Origin of the sequence: Litorivivens lipolytica, from assembly GCF_014191715.1 — a bacterium.
Lineage (GTDB): Bacteria > Pseudomonadota > Gammaproteobacteria > Pseudomonadales > Spongiibacteraceae > Litorivivens > Litorivivens lipolytica.
The window spans coordinates 1-16,498 of sequence record NZ_JACHWY010000001.1 but is presented as its reverse complement, the minus strand read 5'-3'; the positions used below and the strand labels follow the sequence as shown (position 1 = coordinate 16,498).

Here is a 16,498-nt window from a genome sequence, read left to right as displayed (position 1 = left end):
CAATACGCACGCAAAAGCCGAACCGATGCGCAGTAAATATGCCCGCTGAACGACTTCTTCAACTGACGGAATTGCTGCGTGAAAATGCACAATACTGGCGTTGTCAGCCTTTTATGGCGGCGCCCGAGTGGGCAGACGATAGCCCCCTCACCGATCACCTGAATGCCATTGATGATGCTTCGCTGCTTGCCGCGCAGGCCTGTGACGAGGCATTGATAAGCGCTCTCACCAGAGTACTACCCACCCAGTGCGAGGCCATCAAGCAGCTGTGCGAGCTGCCGGCACCAGACCTTACACGTCGCTCGCCCGGCAACGGGCTAAGCAAAGAGCCCAGTCATGTACCCGGTCGCAAATGGGCACAGATTTGCGCTTTTTGTGATGCGCTGCCGGCACCGGAGCACCCGCTGCTCGACTGGTGCAGCGGCAAGGCCCATCTGGGTCGTGAGATTCACACCCGCCACGGTCAGCCGGTGACCGCGCTGGAAATTGACCCGATATTGGTTGAAGCGGGCAATACACTGTCCGGTAACGACCCGATTCACATTCACCGCTGCGATGTCCTGTCACCGGAAGCTCGACACTTTCTGGATACTAATCAGCAGATTGTTGCCCTCCACGCTTGCGGTGAGCTGCATCGTAAACTCTTGCGCGACGCCGTGGCCGTGGGCTGCGAACAAATCAGCTGGTCACCTTGTTGCTATCACAAGTTTTTGCCCGGCGAATACTCGCCGCTATCGCAACTTGGACAGGCCCAGGGCTTGAATCTCACCAGCGCGGAAATTCGCGGCGCGGTACGCCAAAACTCCACAGCCGGTCACGCGGAAAAACAGCGTTTTGTGGAACACCAAAGCTGGCGATTGGGATTCGATGCGCTGCAGCGTAGCGTGCGCGGTAAAGACACCTACCTGCACACGCCGCCGCTAAACCGACTCAATCAACCAAAAACCTTTAGAGAGTTTGCAGAGCAAGCCGCGCGTTATCGGCAGATTCAATTGCCGCAGCAACTTGATTACCCAGCCTTTGAAAAACGGGGCCGGGAACGCTACCAAATCGTCGCGAGGCAGGAGCTAGTGCGGGAACTGTTTCGCCGGCCGTTGGAGTTATGGCTGGTGCTGGATCAGATGATGTTTCTGGAGGAAAACGGATACCGTTGTCGGTGGGTGGCGTTTTGTGAAACAGAGCTGACGCCGAGGAATATCCTGGTAGATGCGATAAGAACTCCCTCTCCCACCGGGAGAGGGTTGGGCTGAGGGCAAGCTTAAAGCTTGCCCTGCTCCTTGGCCATATCCAGCGCCAGATCTTCGATCATATCTTCCTGACCACCAACGGTGCGGCGACGACCCAGTTCCACCAGAATATCCCGTGAAGAAACGCCATACTTCTTGCTGGCGCGCTGAGCGAACAGCAGGAAAGACGAGTACACACCGGCGTAACCCAGCACCAGCGCATCGCGGTCGATTCGGATCGGCTGATCCATAATCGGCGTTACAATCTCTTCGGCCACATCCATGATCTTGTAGAGATCGATACCGTGCTTCAGGCCCATGCGATCGGCTACTGCGGTAAACACTTCGAGCGGGGTATTACCCGCACCGGCGCCGAGGCCCGCCACAGAACCGTCGATACGGTTGGCGCCGTTTTCAACGGCCACCAGCGAGTTCCACACACCCAGGCTCAGGTTGTGGTGAGCGTGGAAGCCCAACTCGGTTTCCGGCTTGAGTTCGGCGCGCAGCAGGCTGATGCGCTTTGCCACGTCATCGGGCAGCATATAACCTGCGGAATCGGTGCAGTAAATGCAGTTTGCACCGTAGCTTTCCATTAGCTTGGCCTGCTCCAGAATTTCTTCCGGCTCAATCATGTGGGCCATCATCAGAAAGCCAACAGTATCCAGGCCCATATCCGCAGCCATATGAATATGCTGTTCGGAGACGTCGGCTTCGGTGCAGTGGGTCGCTACGCGAATGGTGGTTACGCCACAATCAACCGCCATTTTCAGGTGATCAACCGTACCGATACCGGGCAGCAACAGCGCTGAAATTTTCGCGTTCTTCACTGCGCCGCATACCGCTTTCAGGTATTCCTCATCGCTGTGCGCGGGGAAGCCGTAGTTCACAGAAGCGCCGCCCAAACCATCGCCGTGGGTAACTTCAATCAGGGGCATACCCGCATCGTCCAGTCCCTTGGCAACCGCTACCATTTCGTCGAGGCTGATCTTGTGCTGCTTGGCGTGCATGCCGTCGCGCAGACACATATCGTGCAGAGTGACTTTCTTACCGTTCAAATCCATGCTGCAAATCCTCTCTCTTAAGCGGCGACCGGCTTGGGCTCGAAGCGGCCCGCCAGAATTTCCTGAGCGTACATTTCCGCGGTGCGCAGACCGGCGGCGGTCATGATGTCCAGATTGCCCGCGTACTTGGGCAGGAAGTCACCGAGGCCTTCCACTTCCATAAAGATGGAGACGCGCTTGCCGTCAAAGACGGGGCCGTTTTTCAGTTTGTAACCGGGCACGTACTTCTGCACTTCCACAATCATTTCATCCACGGACTTGCGGATGGCATCCTGATCCGGCTCGTCTTCGGTCAGGCAGTGGATGGTGTCGCGCATGATCAGCGGCGGCTCGGCGGGGTTGATAACGATAATCGCCTTGCCCTTGCCAGCGCCACCGACGGTTTCAATACCGTTGGCGGTGGTGCGGGTAAACTCGTCAATGTTTTTACGGGTGCCGGGGCCGGCAGACTTGGACGACACGGTCGCCACAATTTCGCCGTAGGTCACTTTCTGCACGCGAGACACGGCAGCCACCATCGGGATAGTCGCCTGACCACCACAGGTCACCATGTTGACGTTCATGGCTTGCGCCTCGACGGCTGCCTGCAGGTTAACCGGCGGCACGCAGAAAGGGCCGATCGCCGCGGGCGTGAGGTCGATCATAACCGCACCCTGCTCATTCACCTTGCGCGAGTTTTCCGCGTGAACGTAGGCAGAAGTCGCATCGAAGCAGATCTGCACGCCATCTTCTTTCATCGTGGGCAGCATGCCGTCCACACCCTCGGCGGTGGTCTTCAGACCCAGTTCCTGGGCACGGGCCAGACCGGGAGAATCCGGGACTACACCCACCATCCAGACTGGTTCGATATACTCACTGCGCAGAGCCTTGATCAGAAGGTCGGTACCGATATTACCGGGACCGATAATTGCTGCCTTGATTTTTTCAGCCATGATTGCCTCTTGTTACAGAATTCCTCTCACCCTGCCCCTCTCCCAAAGGGAGAGGGGACGCACCGCCTTAGCCTGGGCAGTAACCTCCCTCTCCCTCAGGGAGAGGGCCGGGGTGAGGGTTGTATTTCACACAAACTGACAGCTCGCGCTGCCAACACCTTCCAGAACCATTTCCATTTTGTCGCCGGCCTTCACATCTTCCAGCGGCACCAAGGAACCGGACAAAATCACTTCCCCAGCCATGAACGGAATATCGTAGGCGCCCAGCGTATTCGCCAGCCAGGCCACCGCCGTCAGCGGGTTACCCTGCACTGCACTGCCCAGCCCTTCACTCAGAAACTCGCCATTCTTTTTCACAACGACCTTCAGGTTGGGCAGATCCACCGTGCGCGGATCAACTTTTTCTTCGCCCAGCACGAAGACACCACAGGATGCGTTATCCGCGACGGTGTCCTGAATCTTGATCTTCCAGTCCTTGATCCGCGAATCAACGATTTCGAAGCAGGGCATGATGTAGTCGGTGGCATCCAGCACGTCCTGCTCGGTCACTCCGGGGCCGACCAAATCCTTTTTCAGTTTGAAGCCAATTTCGGCTTCCGCGCGCGGCGCAATCAGGTTACCGGCCACCGGAATATCTGCACCGTTAGCGTATTCCATTTTGTCGGTCAGAAAACCAAAGTCCGGCTGGTGCACACCGAGCATGTCCTGCACAACTTTACTGGTCACACCGATTTTCTTGCCGATAATTTTCTCACCCGCTTCCACCCGGCGGCTCACCATGCGCAAGGAGATGTAGTAGGCATCATCGATGGTGATATCGGCTTCACGCTCGGTAAAGGGCGTAAGCGTGGTCTGGGTGGTCAGCGCGGTGTACAGCTCGTCACCCAGGGCTTCCTGTTTCGCTTTATCCATTACGCAAGAAATCCAGTGTCATACGGTTAAACAGATCCTTGTGCTCCACCATCACCCAGTGGCCACACTCGGAAACGATGGTCAGGCGAATGTTTTTGCACTTTTTGGTGAGCTTGGCGATGCCGGTTTCCGGCATCATGTTTTCGTTCGCGCCCCAGAAGGCAATGATGGGACAGTTCAACTCACCGAGGCGGTCTTCGACATTGGGCACCACCATGGTGTTGATCACCTGCATGTTCTGCTGCTGGAAAATGCCCCAGCGCTCGTTTACCAGTTGCTCGTCTACGTGCTTCTCATCAAACACCAGCCCGCGGCGGATAAACTGCTCCAGCGCTTCTTTGTTCGGCCCACCGGTAAACACTTCCTTCATAATCGCCATGCCGGGCATATTGAAGTAGGAAGGCTGTTCTTCGATACCACCGGGTGCCATCAGATTCAGAGTTTTCACCTGCTCCGGATAGGTCAGCGCATAGCGGATAGCAATGGCACCGCCGAGGGAGTTGCCGATCAGGTGAACTTTCTCCACACCGATCACGTCCAGCGTCTGCTTCACGCACTCCACAAAGAAGTCGATGTGGTATTCCACATCGTCGGGCTTGTCGGAATAACCGTAGCCGATCAGATCCGGCACGATGGAACGGAAACCGTTCTCCGCCAGAAAAGGATAGTTGAACTTGAAGTTGCTGTGGCCGCTGGCACCGCTGCCAGAGCCGTGCAGAAATACCACCGGCTCACCACTGCCCTGATCCAGATAATGGATAGTGTGGCCGTTGGCCAGCTTTGCGTATTTGCCTTCCGGCAGTCCTTCAACCAACTGGGGCATCGCTCGTATCCTTACAGGTTCAGGTCGGTATTATCGTTACCAAACTGTACACCGCCAAAGTTGTTGGCGTACATGTTCACATTATTGGCTACGTGAGCCTGACTGGCCATGATGTCCAGATGGCGCTCCAGTACACCATTACCCAGGAAGATACCCTTGGAGCCTACCGCTTTCAGCATACGAGCCGACAGCTCGGCGCAGCGATCCGCCACCACCGCCGAATCAAAGCGGTACTGTACGCGGTCATCGATCGCAATCGGCTGGCCGGCGCGGGCGCAGTCCATCATCGCATCGAAGTTGGAGAACATGGTGCGCTTCATTTCCACGATGGCGGTTTTCACATCGGCGGCCAGGCGCCGCGCAAAGGGGTCGTCTGCCATTTTCGCCGGACCCACCATGCGGGTTTTGGCGGTTTCAATGTAAGACGCCAGCGCGCCTTCTAATGCGCCCAGCGAGGCGGTGCAAACGGCGCGCACAAAGACCTGACCAAAGGGCAAACGGAACACCGGGGCGTCGTTCACGGCGTTGCCGGGGTTGTCGCAGTTGTGACCGTCGAGCAGCTTATGCGTGCGGTGCTCCGGAACAAACGCGCCATCGACGCGGATATCCTGCGAACCGGTGGCCTTCAGGCCCACCACATGCCAAGTATCGATAATTTCGTAATCAGATTTGGGAACAAGGAAAGTGCGGTAGTTGCGCATATCAAAGGGCGCACCCTCTTCCGGCACTACCGCACCGAGGAAGACCCAGTCGCAGTGCTCGCTGCCGCTTGAGAAGCCCCACTGGCCGCTCAGCTTGTAGCCACCGTCGACTTTTTCTACCTTGCCAACCGGCGCATAGGAAGAAGAAATCAGGGTAGTCGGATCATCCTTCCACACATCCTGAGCCGCCTGATCGTCGAACAGAGCCAGCTGCCAGTTGTGCACGGCCACCACACCCAATACCCAGGCGCTGGACATGCAGGCCTCGGCAATTTTCATCTGCACCGCGTAAAACACCTGCGGGTCAAGGGCATAACCGCCCCACTGCTCCGGCTGCAGCATTTTGAAGAAGCCCGCAGACTGGAAGTCAGCAATGGTTTCATCGGGAATACGGCGGAGTTCGGCGGCTTTTGCGCTGCGCTTACGCAGGGCGGGTTGCAGGGCTTCAGCCCGTTGCAGCAGTGTTTGCGCCAGTTCTGAAGTCAGCCCTTTGTCGTTATCAACACGAACGGTACCGTCCATCGCCATTACTCCCGGTTATCACTAAAGGCGAAAATTCTAGCGGATTGGCGGCGGGCGACTATAGTCCAAATGGGCCATATTCCGGGCGGGAAACCGGCCAGAGCCCCGGCAATTACTGCCCACAGGGCAAGGGTTTAGACAACTCTACGGCGGTAATCAACGCTAACTTAACTGGCCCTTTGCCTCGCGCCGGGCCAGCACCGGCACAAGAAGAATGGCCGGAATACCAACCGCCGCTGCCACCAGAAAAAACCAGGTGTAACCGCTGGCATCGACAATCAAGCCTGAAAAACCGCTGAAAAACTTGCCCGGCAGGGTCATCAGTGAACTGAACAGGGCATATTGTGTTGCTGTGTAGGCACGATTAGTCAGCCCGGAGAGGTAGGCGACAAAAGCGGTAGCCGCAATGCCGCCGCTGATATTATCGGCACTGATCACGACCGCCAGCGCGCGAATATCCGGCCCCAACTGAGCCATAACAGCAAACAGGATATTGGTGGACGCCACCAGCACCGCGCCCAGCATCAATGGCCGGTACACGCCCCAGCGCACCACCAACACGCCACACAGAAAGGACCCGGCCACACTCATGAAAAAGCCAAAGACTTTCGCCACCGAAGCAATCTCGGATTTGCTAAAGCCCAAATCGAGGTAAAAGGGGTTGGCCATAATCCCCATCGTAATATCACTGAGCCGGAACACGGCGATAAACAGCAGAATAACCAGCGCAAAAGAACCATTGCGATTAAAGAAGTCGGTGAAGGGGCTGATAACCGCATCGCTGAACCACACCCCCAGATCCGTCAGCCGGTCCTTGTGACGACCAAAAATAGGGGCCGGCAAATCCCGTTCAGGCTCGGCAACCAGCAAGACGGTAATCACGCCAACCCCCATCAGGGCAGCCATCGACAGATAGGCCAGCAGCCAACTGCCAAAATCCGCGATAAATAAAGCCCCTGCACCGGCGACCAGCAGCGCCACCTTGTAACCGAATACGTAACTAGCCGACATGGCGCCCTGATAATGAGTAATTACTGCCTCAATGCGATAGGCATCAATGGCCACATCCTGAGTCGATGAGGCAAAAGCCACCAGCAGGGCCAGTAGCGCCACCTGCGCCAGATTATCGACCGGGTCAACAAACGCCATCCCCGCCAGACCGGCAGCGATACCCAACTGCCCGAGCAGCATCCAGCTTCGACGCTGACCCAGCTTGCGACCAATCACCGGCAGCACCAGTCGATCCACGACGGGAGCCCACAGCACTTTGATGGAATAGGTAATCCCGATCCAACCAAAAAAACCAATCGCGCTGCGGGCAACTCCCGCATCGGTTAACCACGCGGTCAGCGTTGCAAACACCAGAAGAAAGGGAAGCCCAGCGCTAAAGCCCAGAAAGAACATAGCCAACACGCGCGGATGCGTGTATATCCGGGCGGCGTCCAGCCAGCCTATTTGCGAATTCTGCATGATCCAGAGGGTCGACGAGTCAGGAAAAGACCCATGCTATACTGCGCCGCTTGTTTTCGCGAGGACTGCGCGTGCTGGAATCCACAACGCCAATTCTGGAAGTTCGAAACCTGACCAAGCACTACCGACTGGTGCAGGCGGTGAAGGGTATTTCCTTTAGCATACCTACCGGAATCTGCTTCGGCCTACTCGGCCCGAATGGTGCGGGCAAATCCACCACCATCGAAATGATTGAAGGTATTAAGAAGCCTTCCAGCGGCGAGATTTTGTACAAGGGCGCACCGCGCGGTGAGGATTTTGCGCAACAGTGCGGCATTCAATTCCAATCCACCGCCCTGCCGGATTTTTTGCTGGTTCGGGAAGTTCTGGCCCTCTTCCACAGTTTTTACGACAAAACACTGGCCATCGACGAGCTGGTCACGCTGTGCGATCTGGGTGAATTTCTCGATCAGGAAGCCAATCGGCTCTCCGGCGGCCAAAAACAGCGCCTGCTGTTGGCCCTCGCTTTGATTAACGATCCGGAAATTGTCTTTCTCGACGAACCCACCACCGGCCTCGACCCGCAGTCCCGGCGTCGGTTCTGGCATTTGATTGATCGCATCAAAAAACAGGGCAAGACTGTGATTCTCACCACCCACTACATGGACGAAGCGGAATCTCTGTGCGACGACTTGGTGATTATCGATCACGGTAAGATTATTGATCAGGGCTCACCTCAGGCCTTACTGCAAAAACACCTTCCCCACCGTCAAGTATCCTTACATACGGAAACAGTCATCGAATCGGCGGCGGTTACTGGCGACGTCAGCGCGACGCCGGGCGTCGTCACCATTGATACACTGAGCGTTGAAAAAACCCTACAGGAATTGATGGCTTTTGATCTGGATCTCTCGACCCTTCGCGTTCACAACCCAACGCTGGAAGATCTCTTCATTAAACTGACCGGCCACGCCCTAAGGGATTAATCGCATGCGCAAGTTCTGGGCGCTATTTACCGCGCGCAATATGGAGTTTTACCGGGACCGGGCGGCCCTGTCCTGGGCTTTTATTTTCCCGCTACTGATCATCGTCGGTTGCGCACTGGTCTTTTCCAAACCTGATCAAACCCTGATTCGCCTCGGCCTGCTGGGTGAAGCCCAAAGCTATAACGATCTGGCTATAGCGCAACAGAACTACACCGACATTACCGAGTACAGCGCCAGAGAGCGGGCACTGGAACAGATCGCCCATCACCAGATTGATCTTTTGGTCAGCCGTGAGAACGATGGCCTGCGCTATTGGGTCAACCCGGAATCCTCGCCCGGTCTTGCAGCCCAACAATTGTTACGCGCACTGGATGGCGACAAAGCGCTGCACGAAGAACAGCTTACCGGTCAGGCGGTGCGTTACGTGGATTGGGTGATGCCCGGCGTACTGGCCATGAATATGATGTTCGCTTCATTGTTCGGCATCGGTTACGTCATCGTTCGATATCGTCAAAACGGCGTGTTAAAGCGCTTTCAGGCCACTCCCGTAAGCGCATTGCAGTTTATCGTGGCTCAGGTCGCATCACGGCTGATGATTGTGGTGGTGGTCAACGGACTGATTTTTGTCGGCTGCGATTATTTTCTGAACTTACTTATGCTCGGCGACTACAGCCTGCTATTGCTGATCGCCCTCGCCGGCGCATTGTCGCTGTTATCACTGGGGCTGGTCATTGCCTCGCGTACCGCCAGCGAGGAACTGGCTGGTGGCCTCCTGAACACCCTGACCTGGCCCATGATGTTCTTCTCGGAGATCTGGTTCAGTCTGGAAAACGCACCGGGCTGGATTCAATCCATGGCCAACGTGATGCCCCTGACGCATGTCGTTAAAGCCGCCCGTGCGGTGATGATTGAAGGCGCCGGCTTTGCGGCGATTGCCCACCATCTGCTGGCGCTGTTGATCACAACCTTACTCTGCCTGCTGCTGGCCGCTCGACTATTCCGCTGGCAGCGAGAATAAGGCTTTAGCTAACATCCAATAAGAGCCCCACGCACAAGGAGCCCCATGAAACTGCCACCGCGACTGATTCGCCATCTAGCCCACTCTCAAAGTCCACTGAACCGCTGGCGGGTAAGATGGGAAAACGGCCTGCTAAAATCACCGGCTATCGAGTTCTACTACGAACCCGGTGATCCGCATTCACATCTGGCGGCCCAATTGCTGCCCCGTGTGCTTGAGCAAACACTCACACCGGTCAAGATTTTCATTGTCAGCCAGCAGGAGAGCCCGATTTATCCGGAGCTTGCGCGTCAGCGCCAGTACAATGTACTAGACGCACAACGCATCGCCCCAGCCTATGACCTTTCCTTCCCAGCAAATGCTCAGGTGGTATCAGAACACCAACGCCAGATTGCAGCCCAGCAATTGCTCGCAGTCGCCGCTGAGCCTGAACGTTTTGTTGCCGAAGAAGCCCGCATCGCCCGCACGCTGTTTTCGGGCGACGAAATGAAGGAGGCGCTGCGTGAAGAAACGTCAAAACAACTCGCACGCAACAACGCCCGGCGCGAAAAGCTGGGCCACTATTTACCCGGAATGTGGCAATTCAACGGCCAGTGGTTCTGGGCAGTAGACCGCTTCGATCGGCTGGTCGCCGCCGTGGCAGCCAAACGGCTATGGCAAGGAAACGGCCCGGCCCTGCCCTTTTCACCCGAAAAAGCCGCACTACCGAATATACCCGCCAATACACCAGTGGAATGTTTTCTCAGCTTCCGCAGCCCCTATTCGTTTATTGCGGCAACGGTTTTGCAGCGAAAGCGCGAATCCCTTAACGCAGCGCTGGATATTAGGCCGGTACTGCCAATGGCGATGCGCGGCTTCAAGGTTCCGCTGGCGAAACGGCTCTATATTCTGCGAGACGCAGCGCGGGAAGCCTCCAGCCTGAATATTGATTTTGGTTTGTGCGCCGACCCGATAGGTGACGGTGCAATACGCGCCTTGAAAGCCTTCACCACCGCAGGCTCGCCAGAACAGAAGCTGGATTTCATCGTATCGGCAGGACAGGCGGCCTGGTCGGAAGCCAGAGATCTAGCTACAGATCAGGGTTTGCGACATGCTTGCGACGACGCGGGCCTCACCTGGCGCGAAGTTCATCAGGCGCTGAACACGGCGAATATCGACTACGCAGAGAACAACCGCAATGCCTTATTTGAGGCCGGGTTGTGGGGCGTCCCGAGTTTCCGGATGGGAGAGTTCGCCATCTGGGGACAGGACAGATTGTGGATGATTGAAGAAGTTGTGCGCCGCCAGAACTGACACAAGCGCTGGCTGCCTTGAAGTCTGCCAGCGCAGCTAGAATTGTGAAAAATCCGATCGGCTATCAATTGCCATCCCGCTTCGGCGGGATGGAATAGGTGCCAGTAACATGCGCTACCGGTTCTTGAGAACCTTCCGAGTACAGGTAGACCTCTCCCACGGCCAGCACCTTACCCAGCTTGATTAATCGGCATTCAGCCACCAACGCCCTATCCGCAGCAGGTTTTCGCAGGAAGTTGATATTGAGGTTGGTGGTGACCGCCAGTGCGACAAGACCAATTTCGCCCAGAATAGCGACGTATAACGCAGCATCCGCGAGCCCCATAAGCGTTGGCCCTGAAACCGTTCCACCCGGTCGAAGGTGAGAGAAGTCGATTTCCTGACGTAACATTGAGCCTTTGTTGCCCACTGTCAGCACATCCACTTTCGCCTGCGGAAAAGACTCCCGCATAAATTCCCTGATTGCGTCTACCTGCATCTGCTTCCCTTATTGTTTGATGATGCTTTGCTTTCGAACTGCACTCGGGGTTTGCCCGGTCCAGCTTCTGAAGGCGTGACAGAAATTAGCCGCCTCACTATACCCCAGCCGGTCGGCTACTTGCTCCAGTGTCAGCGTATGATCCGCCAGATACTGCTCAGCCAGAGCAAGCCTTAGCGACTGTTGAAGCTCTCGAAAACTGGTGCCCTCTGCACTGAGGCGTCGACGTAAACTGCGCTCACTGGTTTGCAACTGTTCACACACAGCGGTGATGCCGCGGAAACGGGTACGCGTAATTTCAGCCTTAACGATAGAGGAAAATTTATCCTCACCGGACTGTCGGGCGATCAATTCGCGGCACTGGCGCACACAGGCTGACCAGGTGATTGGATTAGCTTGTGGTAGAGGTTTACGCAACTCCTCCAGCGCGATCGTTGCGGCAGTGCGATCACTGTTCCACATCACATCGCAATCAAGCAAACGACTCAATAAGTCAGAATGAGCCGGGCGAGGAAGCGCCACCTCGACCCGCTCCACCGGTAGCCTTCGCCCGGCAATCTCACTCGCGATCATCAAGGTAACCATAAGATCGCGCTCCAGCACGAAGCCCTGTACCGGTCCTGATGGGTAGTCTTGCTGAATCCCAATCACCGCGCTGTCACCAATGGTGGAGACCCTGAGACCGGCGAAGCTGTGGGTCAATTCGATAAACTCCTGAGCCACTTCTAGCGCCTGCAATAAGTCCCGGCTGGTTGCCAAAGCCAGCCCCCACACGCCAAATACGCCGAAGTGGTAGCGCGTTCCAACGCGAAACGCCAGGTCTGGCCGCTCAACAGTGGCTAGCGTGGCCTCAATAAAACGGACCTCGTCGTCTCGGCTAATCAAGTGCCCGGGCGTATCGAGGTCACGCTTGGCCAAGCCCGTTGACCGGCACGCAGGCTCAGCATCAAGGCCAAGTTCATCCAAGGTCTGGCAGAGCAGTTGGAGCCCAACCGCCGGGCGGAGGGCCCGCGCTTTCTTGTGATTTTCATCCATACTGGCCGAAATTAACAATTTTTCAGGTCAATGACAACATGGGAAGGCCGATAGGAGGGGCGTAGTCTGATCATAAAACCAACAGGGGAGACTATTTAATGACCAGCGAAGCATCCATTGTATCGATTACCGACTTAACGCGGCGTCTGAGATGGTTATGGCTAATCAATGCTGCCGTCATGCCCTGGGTACTATTGATCGGCATTATCCCTGCCGAATTGACCGGCAATGTGGCGTGGCTGGCCATCGGCTATCCAATTTTCTACATCGGCGTTCCCCTGTTGGACCGACTCCTCGGTCAGGACCCCAATAACCACAGCGAAGAAGATGTGCCGGCACTGGAAGCCGACCCCTATTTTAAACGCGCCTTGTTTTTTGCTTTGGTCGGAAGCATCGCAGCCTGGTTCACCGGTATTTATTACGCGGCGGCCGCTGACCTTTCCTGGCTTGGCCTCTTTGCACTGTCGATTGCCTGTATGGGTTTTGGCGGTGGACTGATTAATCTCGGCCATGAGATGGGCCATAAGCGTGGCCGCAGTGACCGCGCCGGTGCCAGCCTGGCCTTGGGAATCGCCCTGCTCCCCCACTTCAATGTAGAGCACAACCGCGGCCACCATCGCGCGATTGCGACCCCGGATGATCATGCCTCTTCACGCCTCGGCGAAAACTTCTACCAGTTTATTCTGCGGGAACAGCCCAAAACCTGGATTCGCGGGTTTAGTCTGGAAAAAGAACGCTTGAACAAACTCGGCAAAGGCTTTTGGTCTCGCGACAATGAAATTTTGCCGGGCATAATTATCGGCGCTCTATTTATCTCTGCCGTTGGGCTGCTATTTGGCGCAAAAATCCTTGGCTTTGTTCTATTCGCCAGCTGGCTGGGTCATATGAATCTTTCACTGGCCAACTACATTGAACACTACGGCCTGCTCCGTAAAAAAGATGCGAGCGGCAGATACGAACCGCCGCGCCCCCAGCACTCCTGGAATCAGAATGCACTGATTTCGAACCTGTTTACCTTCCAGCTGCAGCGGCATTCAGATCACCACGCGCATCCCAGCCGCTCCTATCAGTGCTTGCGCCACTTTGAGGATGTACCTCAATTACCCTGGGGCTACTACGAGATGTTTCTGCTGGCCTACATACCGCCACTTTGGTTCCGGGTGATGGACAAGCGTGTCTTGGAATGGGCCGGGGGGGATCTCGACAAAACCAATCTCCACGAACCGAAACGCCACTATTATCAGCAACTGACTGAGCAGTTCGCCTGACCCTATCGTGGCTAAAACTGCGCCTGTACAACATTGTTAAACCATCCCCACGTTGTACAGGCGCCACTCCCGATCGATAATCTTTGTACCCGTTAGTTAACGATTATACGAAGAGCAAACCATGAAGATCGGGATGACCCTCCCTGTGACAGAACCCGGCTGGACCCGGGACATACTTCTCCAGTGGTGCGAAAAGATAGATAACGGTCCGTTCAGTAGCCTCGCACTGGGTGAACGCACCTGCTTTCCTAGCCCGGAAGTGATTACAACGCTCGGCGCTTGTGCAGTGTTAACTCGGCGAGTGCAACTCGTCACGACCGTCATCGTTCTGCCCACTCACAATCCGGTGATTCTCGCAAAGCAATTGGCAACCGTGGACGTGTTGAGTGGTGGGCGTCTGACTATTGGAGTCGGCACCGGCGGCCGGGAAGAAGACTACCGCGCGACAGGCACTCCCTTAACCGAAAAGCGCATCTCAGTGATGGAGAAGCACATCGAGACCATGAAGGCCGTGTGGCGAGGCGACAATTGCGTCGAAGGCGCTCTTCGTTCTGTGGAGCCCTACCCCATCCAACAGCCCCATCCACCTCTGTTGGCGGGCGTCATGGGCCCTAAGGGGATGGCCAGCGCAGCGCGCTGGGCGGACGGCGTCTGTGGTATGAGCATGACCGGCGAGGTTGCTGAAGCAGAACTGGCCTTTGACCAGATCCAGCAAGCCTGGACAAAGGCCGATAATACTCGGGCACCTGAATTGAACACGGCCTTTTGGTTCGCGCTAGGCGACAATGCAGACCATCAGGTGGAAACCCACCTGGAACGTTATTTTAACTGGCTTGATCCGCAATCTCGCGCAGCCATGGTAAAAGCCGGCGGCTTTCGCGGAACGCCACAAGTCCTAAAAGACCGGCTTAAAGCCTTCGCCGATATTGGTACAAACGAATTGCTCTTGATACCCACCAGCATCGATCCAGCCGAAGTGGATCGGGCCGCAGAAGTGATTGCTCAACTGTAGAAAGCTGCGCAGCGGTGTGGCTAAGACGCCGCGCTAGCATTTATGCTGAGTTAGGCGCCTGTGACTCGCGGTTCAAGGCAGCCACTTCGCGGTGCACCCGATCCCATTGCGATAACAATAAGGCTTTTCGGGCTTCACTATCATGGGGAATGTCGCAGGCTGAAACCCGCCAGAACCGGATACGCACCTCCGTATCCATCCAACCACCGTTGAACAACATGGCGAAACTCGCGGAACCTTCGAACCCTGCGTGTGCACAAAACAACAGATCTTTTTTCGGGGCTCCGTCCATCAACGCCATGGCACCAGCCATTCTCGGCGGCAAAACGTTATCCCATTTTTCTGCATAGTCCAGCAAGGAGTCATCTTCACGCTGCCGTAAACCCTCAACAATTCTGTCGCGTTTGGATTGCGAGAATCGGGTTCCCTCCATGTAGATGACGAGGCTCTCAGCGTCATTGGCGTCAGCCGCCAATTGCCGTATCGCCTGCAGCTCGGAGGACATATCGTCCGCCGTTCTGTTCAAAAATACGTTTGCGAGCCGATTACCGACAATATCCAAGCACGGATCCAGCAACAGCTCACGCTTCAACACATAGCGCACACCAAGCCCCAATGGCTTGGCGTAAAAAGTCACCGGGAAAATCGTATCGCCGATACTGGTATGGCGGGGCAATACGATCGCAGCAGGACCTTGCAAGGCATCCTCGCCGTCAACCACGAATCGTAGGCGAAACAACTTTTCGGCGGCTTTGCGCAGACTTTCTGCCCACCAGAATTGCAGCTTCCTGTTATTTTCGAGAAAAGATGCGCGGTCCCTACCCGTCGCTACGTTTGCCGCCCACAAGAGTGCGCTGACGACGATTCCGACGCTCTCACACAATAGATAAGTGGTGATAAAGCAAAGACACCGAAGTGCCGAACGCGCCTTGGGAAACAACCGTCCTGCAAGCCAACTTAGTGGGATCCACAGTGGTGCCAAACAAAGCATCAGGGTTGTTGTAAGGAAAATCAGGGGAACTGATACAAGCCTTCGGTAGAGCGTATTGTGGGTCAACCAAATCATTGATGGGTGGGCCATTCGTTATTTGTTTGGCTTTAGTATACGCAATTGGGGAGATTTGGATGGGGAGAGCGGGTAAATAGGTTTGAAGCTGACCTACATTGTGTTGCGAGCAGCGCTCGCAATCCCTTCGGGATGCCTTCGGCACAGAGCCGGCCCCATGACCAGCGGGAATGCTTTGGGTCCCAAGCTGGCACCTTCGGTGCAGGAGGTTGTTAGCATGCCCCATGAGCGCAGCGAGTGCTTTGGGTACACATGGGCCTTTGTAGTGGCAGCAGGTTATCGCGTCCTAAATAAAACACCCCGGACAGCTAATGCTGACCGGGGTGTTTTATTTAGAAGCCTGGCGAGGGCCTGCCCCGTGACCGAAGGGAACGCTTTGGGTCTGACCGTACGGTTATCGCGAGTTGCCCAAGGTGTTTTACGCGCATAGTAAAACGCCCAGACCGTTTCCGATCTGGGCGTTTTGATTTAGAAGCCTGGCGATGACCTACTCTCACATGGGGAAGCCCCACACTACCATCGGCGATGACGCGTTTCACTTCTGAGTTCGGGATGGGGTCAGGTGGTTCCACGTCTCTATCGTCGCCAGGCAAACTGGTTTGTGGTGTTGGAGTCTTACCGGCTACGTTAGCCTGCTCGTTCACACACAAATAGGGTGATGGTTAAACTGATAGCTTTTGTCTGAGTACATTCTGCTTTCTCGGTCGTGTAACAAC

15 protein-coding genes and 1 rRNA gene are annotated in these 16,498 nt (G+C 55.8%); 6 read left to right on the top strand and 10 right to left on the bottom strand.

The features are described from left to right. The first annotated feature begins 38 nt into the window (after positions 1-38). Positions 39-1,250: a methyltransferase gene (locus FHR99_RS00080; RefSeq protein ID WP_183408507.1), complete on the top strand. Its 1,212-nt coding sequence runs from the start codon at positions 39-41 to the stop codon at positions 1,248-1,250. An 8-nt stretch (positions 1,251-1,258) separates the two neighbouring features. Here the strand turns inward: FHR99_RS00080 and dmpG are convergent, their stop codons facing one another. The 6 genes from dmpG to FHR99_RS00050 all read right to left on the bottom strand — a co-directional run bounded on the left by dmpG (position 1,259) and on the right by FHR99_RS00050 (position 7,647). Continuing rightward, the gene (gene dmpG, locus FHR99_RS00075) at positions 1,259-2,287 is read right to left on the bottom strand and encodes a 4-hydroxy-2-oxovalerate aldolase (RefSeq protein ID WP_183408506.1); all 1,029 of its coding nucleotides are present in this window, start codon (positions 2,285-2,287) and stop codon (positions 1,259-1,261) included. 17 nt (positions 2,288-2,304) lie between these two features. Next, entirely contained in the window at positions 2,305-3,219 is a 915-nt protein-coding gene (locus FHR99_RS00070) for an acetaldehyde dehydrogenase (acetylating) (RefSeq protein WP_183408505.1), read from the bottom strand. A gap of 126 nt (positions 3,220-3,345) precedes the next feature. Continuing rightward, positions 3,346-4,131 (bottom strand): fumarylacetoacetate hydrolase family protein, encoded by a 786-nt coding sequence (locus tag FHR99_RS00065; RefSeq protein WP_183408504.1) that lies wholly within the window; start codon positions 4,129-4,131, stop codon positions 3,346-3,348. Beyond that, on the bottom strand, positions 4,124-4,954 hold the full coding sequence (locus tag FHR99_RS00060) for an alpha/beta fold hydrolase (protein ID WP_183408503.1): 831 nt from the start codon (positions 4,952-4,954) through the stop codon (positions 4,124-4,126). Before FHR99_RS00060 ends, FHR99_RS00065 begins: the two co-directional genes overlap by 8 nt. An 11-nt stretch (positions 4,955-4,965) precedes the next feature. After that, positions 4,966-6,177 (bottom strand): acyl-CoA dehydrogenase family protein, encoded by a 1,212-nt coding sequence (locus FHR99_RS00055; RefSeq protein ID WP_183408502.1) that lies wholly within the window; start codon positions 6,175-6,177, stop codon positions 4,966-4,968. 162 nt (positions 6,178-6,339) lie between these two features. After that, entirely contained in the window at positions 6,340-7,647 is a 1,308-nt protein-coding gene (locus tag FHR99_RS00050) for an AmpG family muropeptide MFS transporter (RefSeq protein WP_183408501.1), read from the bottom strand. Between the two features lie 74 nt (positions 7,648-7,721). On the opposite strand from FHR99_RS00050, the gene FHR99_RS00045 reads away from it, so the two are divergent. Genes FHR99_RS00045 through FHR99_RS00035 form a run of 3 tightly spaced genes read left to right on the top strand, consistent with a single transcriptional unit; the run spans position 7,722 to position 10,923 of the window. After that, a complete protein-coding gene (locus FHR99_RS00045) occupies positions 7,722-8,612 on the top strand; it encodes an ABC transporter ATP-binding protein (RefSeq protein WP_221200395.1) in 891 nt (296 codons plus the stop codon). Between the two features lie 4 nt (positions 8,613-8,616). Continuing rightward, on the top strand, positions 8,617-9,630 hold the full coding sequence (locus FHR99_RS00040; protein ID WP_183408500.1) for an ABC transporter permease: 1,014 nt from the start codon (positions 8,617-8,619) through the stop codon (positions 9,628-9,630). Positions 9,631-9,675: 45 nt separating this feature from the next. Then, a complete protein-coding gene (locus FHR99_RS00035; RefSeq protein ID WP_183408499.1) occupies positions 9,676-10,923 on the top strand; it encodes a DsbA family protein in 1,248 nt (415 codons plus the stop codon). Positions 10,924-10,987: 64 nt separating this feature from the next. On the opposite strand, the gene FHR99_RS00030 is transcribed toward FHR99_RS00035, so the two are convergent. Continuing rightward, the gene (locus FHR99_RS00030) at positions 10,988-11,401 is read right to left on the bottom strand and encodes a PaaI family thioesterase (protein ID WP_183408498.1); all 414 of its coding nucleotides are present in this window, start codon (positions 11,399-11,401) and stop codon (positions 10,988-10,990) included. A 9-nt stretch (positions 11,402-11,410) separates the two neighbouring features. After that, positions 11,411-12,436, bottom strand: a complete 1,026-nt coding sequence (locus FHR99_RS00025) for an AraC family transcriptional regulator (protein WP_281388499.1) — start codon at positions 12,434-12,436, stop codon at positions 11,411-11,413. Between the two features lie 98 nt (positions 12,437-12,534). Between FHR99_RS00025 and FHR99_RS00020 the strand changes: the two genes are divergently transcribed. Both FHR99_RS00020 and FHR99_RS00015 read left to right on the top strand, forming a co-directional pair. After that, positions 12,535-13,704 carry an alkane 1-monooxygenase gene (locus FHR99_RS00020; RefSeq protein ID WP_183408496.1) on the top strand — a complete coding sequence of 390 codons (1,170 nt, stop codon included), beginning with the start codon at positions 12,535-12,537 and terminating at the stop codon, positions 13,702-13,704. Positions 13,705-13,825: 121 nt separating this feature from the next. After that, positions 13,826-14,716, top strand: coding sequence for an LLM class flavin-dependent oxidoreductase (locus FHR99_RS00015; protein WP_183408495.1), 891 nt, complete (start codon positions 13,826-13,828; stop codon positions 14,714-14,716). A 40-nt stretch (positions 14,717-14,756) separates the two neighbouring features. On the opposite strand, the gene FHR99_RS00010 is transcribed toward FHR99_RS00015, so the two are convergent. Further along, on the bottom strand, positions 14,757-15,797 hold the full coding sequence (locus tag FHR99_RS00010; protein WP_183408494.1) for a 1-acyl-sn-glycerol-3-phosphate acyltransferase: 1,041 nt from the start codon (positions 15,795-15,797) through the stop codon (positions 14,757-14,759). Positions 15,798-16,256: 459 nt separating this feature from the next. Next, positions 16,257-16,372, bottom strand: a 5S ribosomal RNA gene (gene rrf / locus FHR99_RS00005). Between the last annotated feature and the right edge of the window lie 126 nt (positions 16,373-16,498).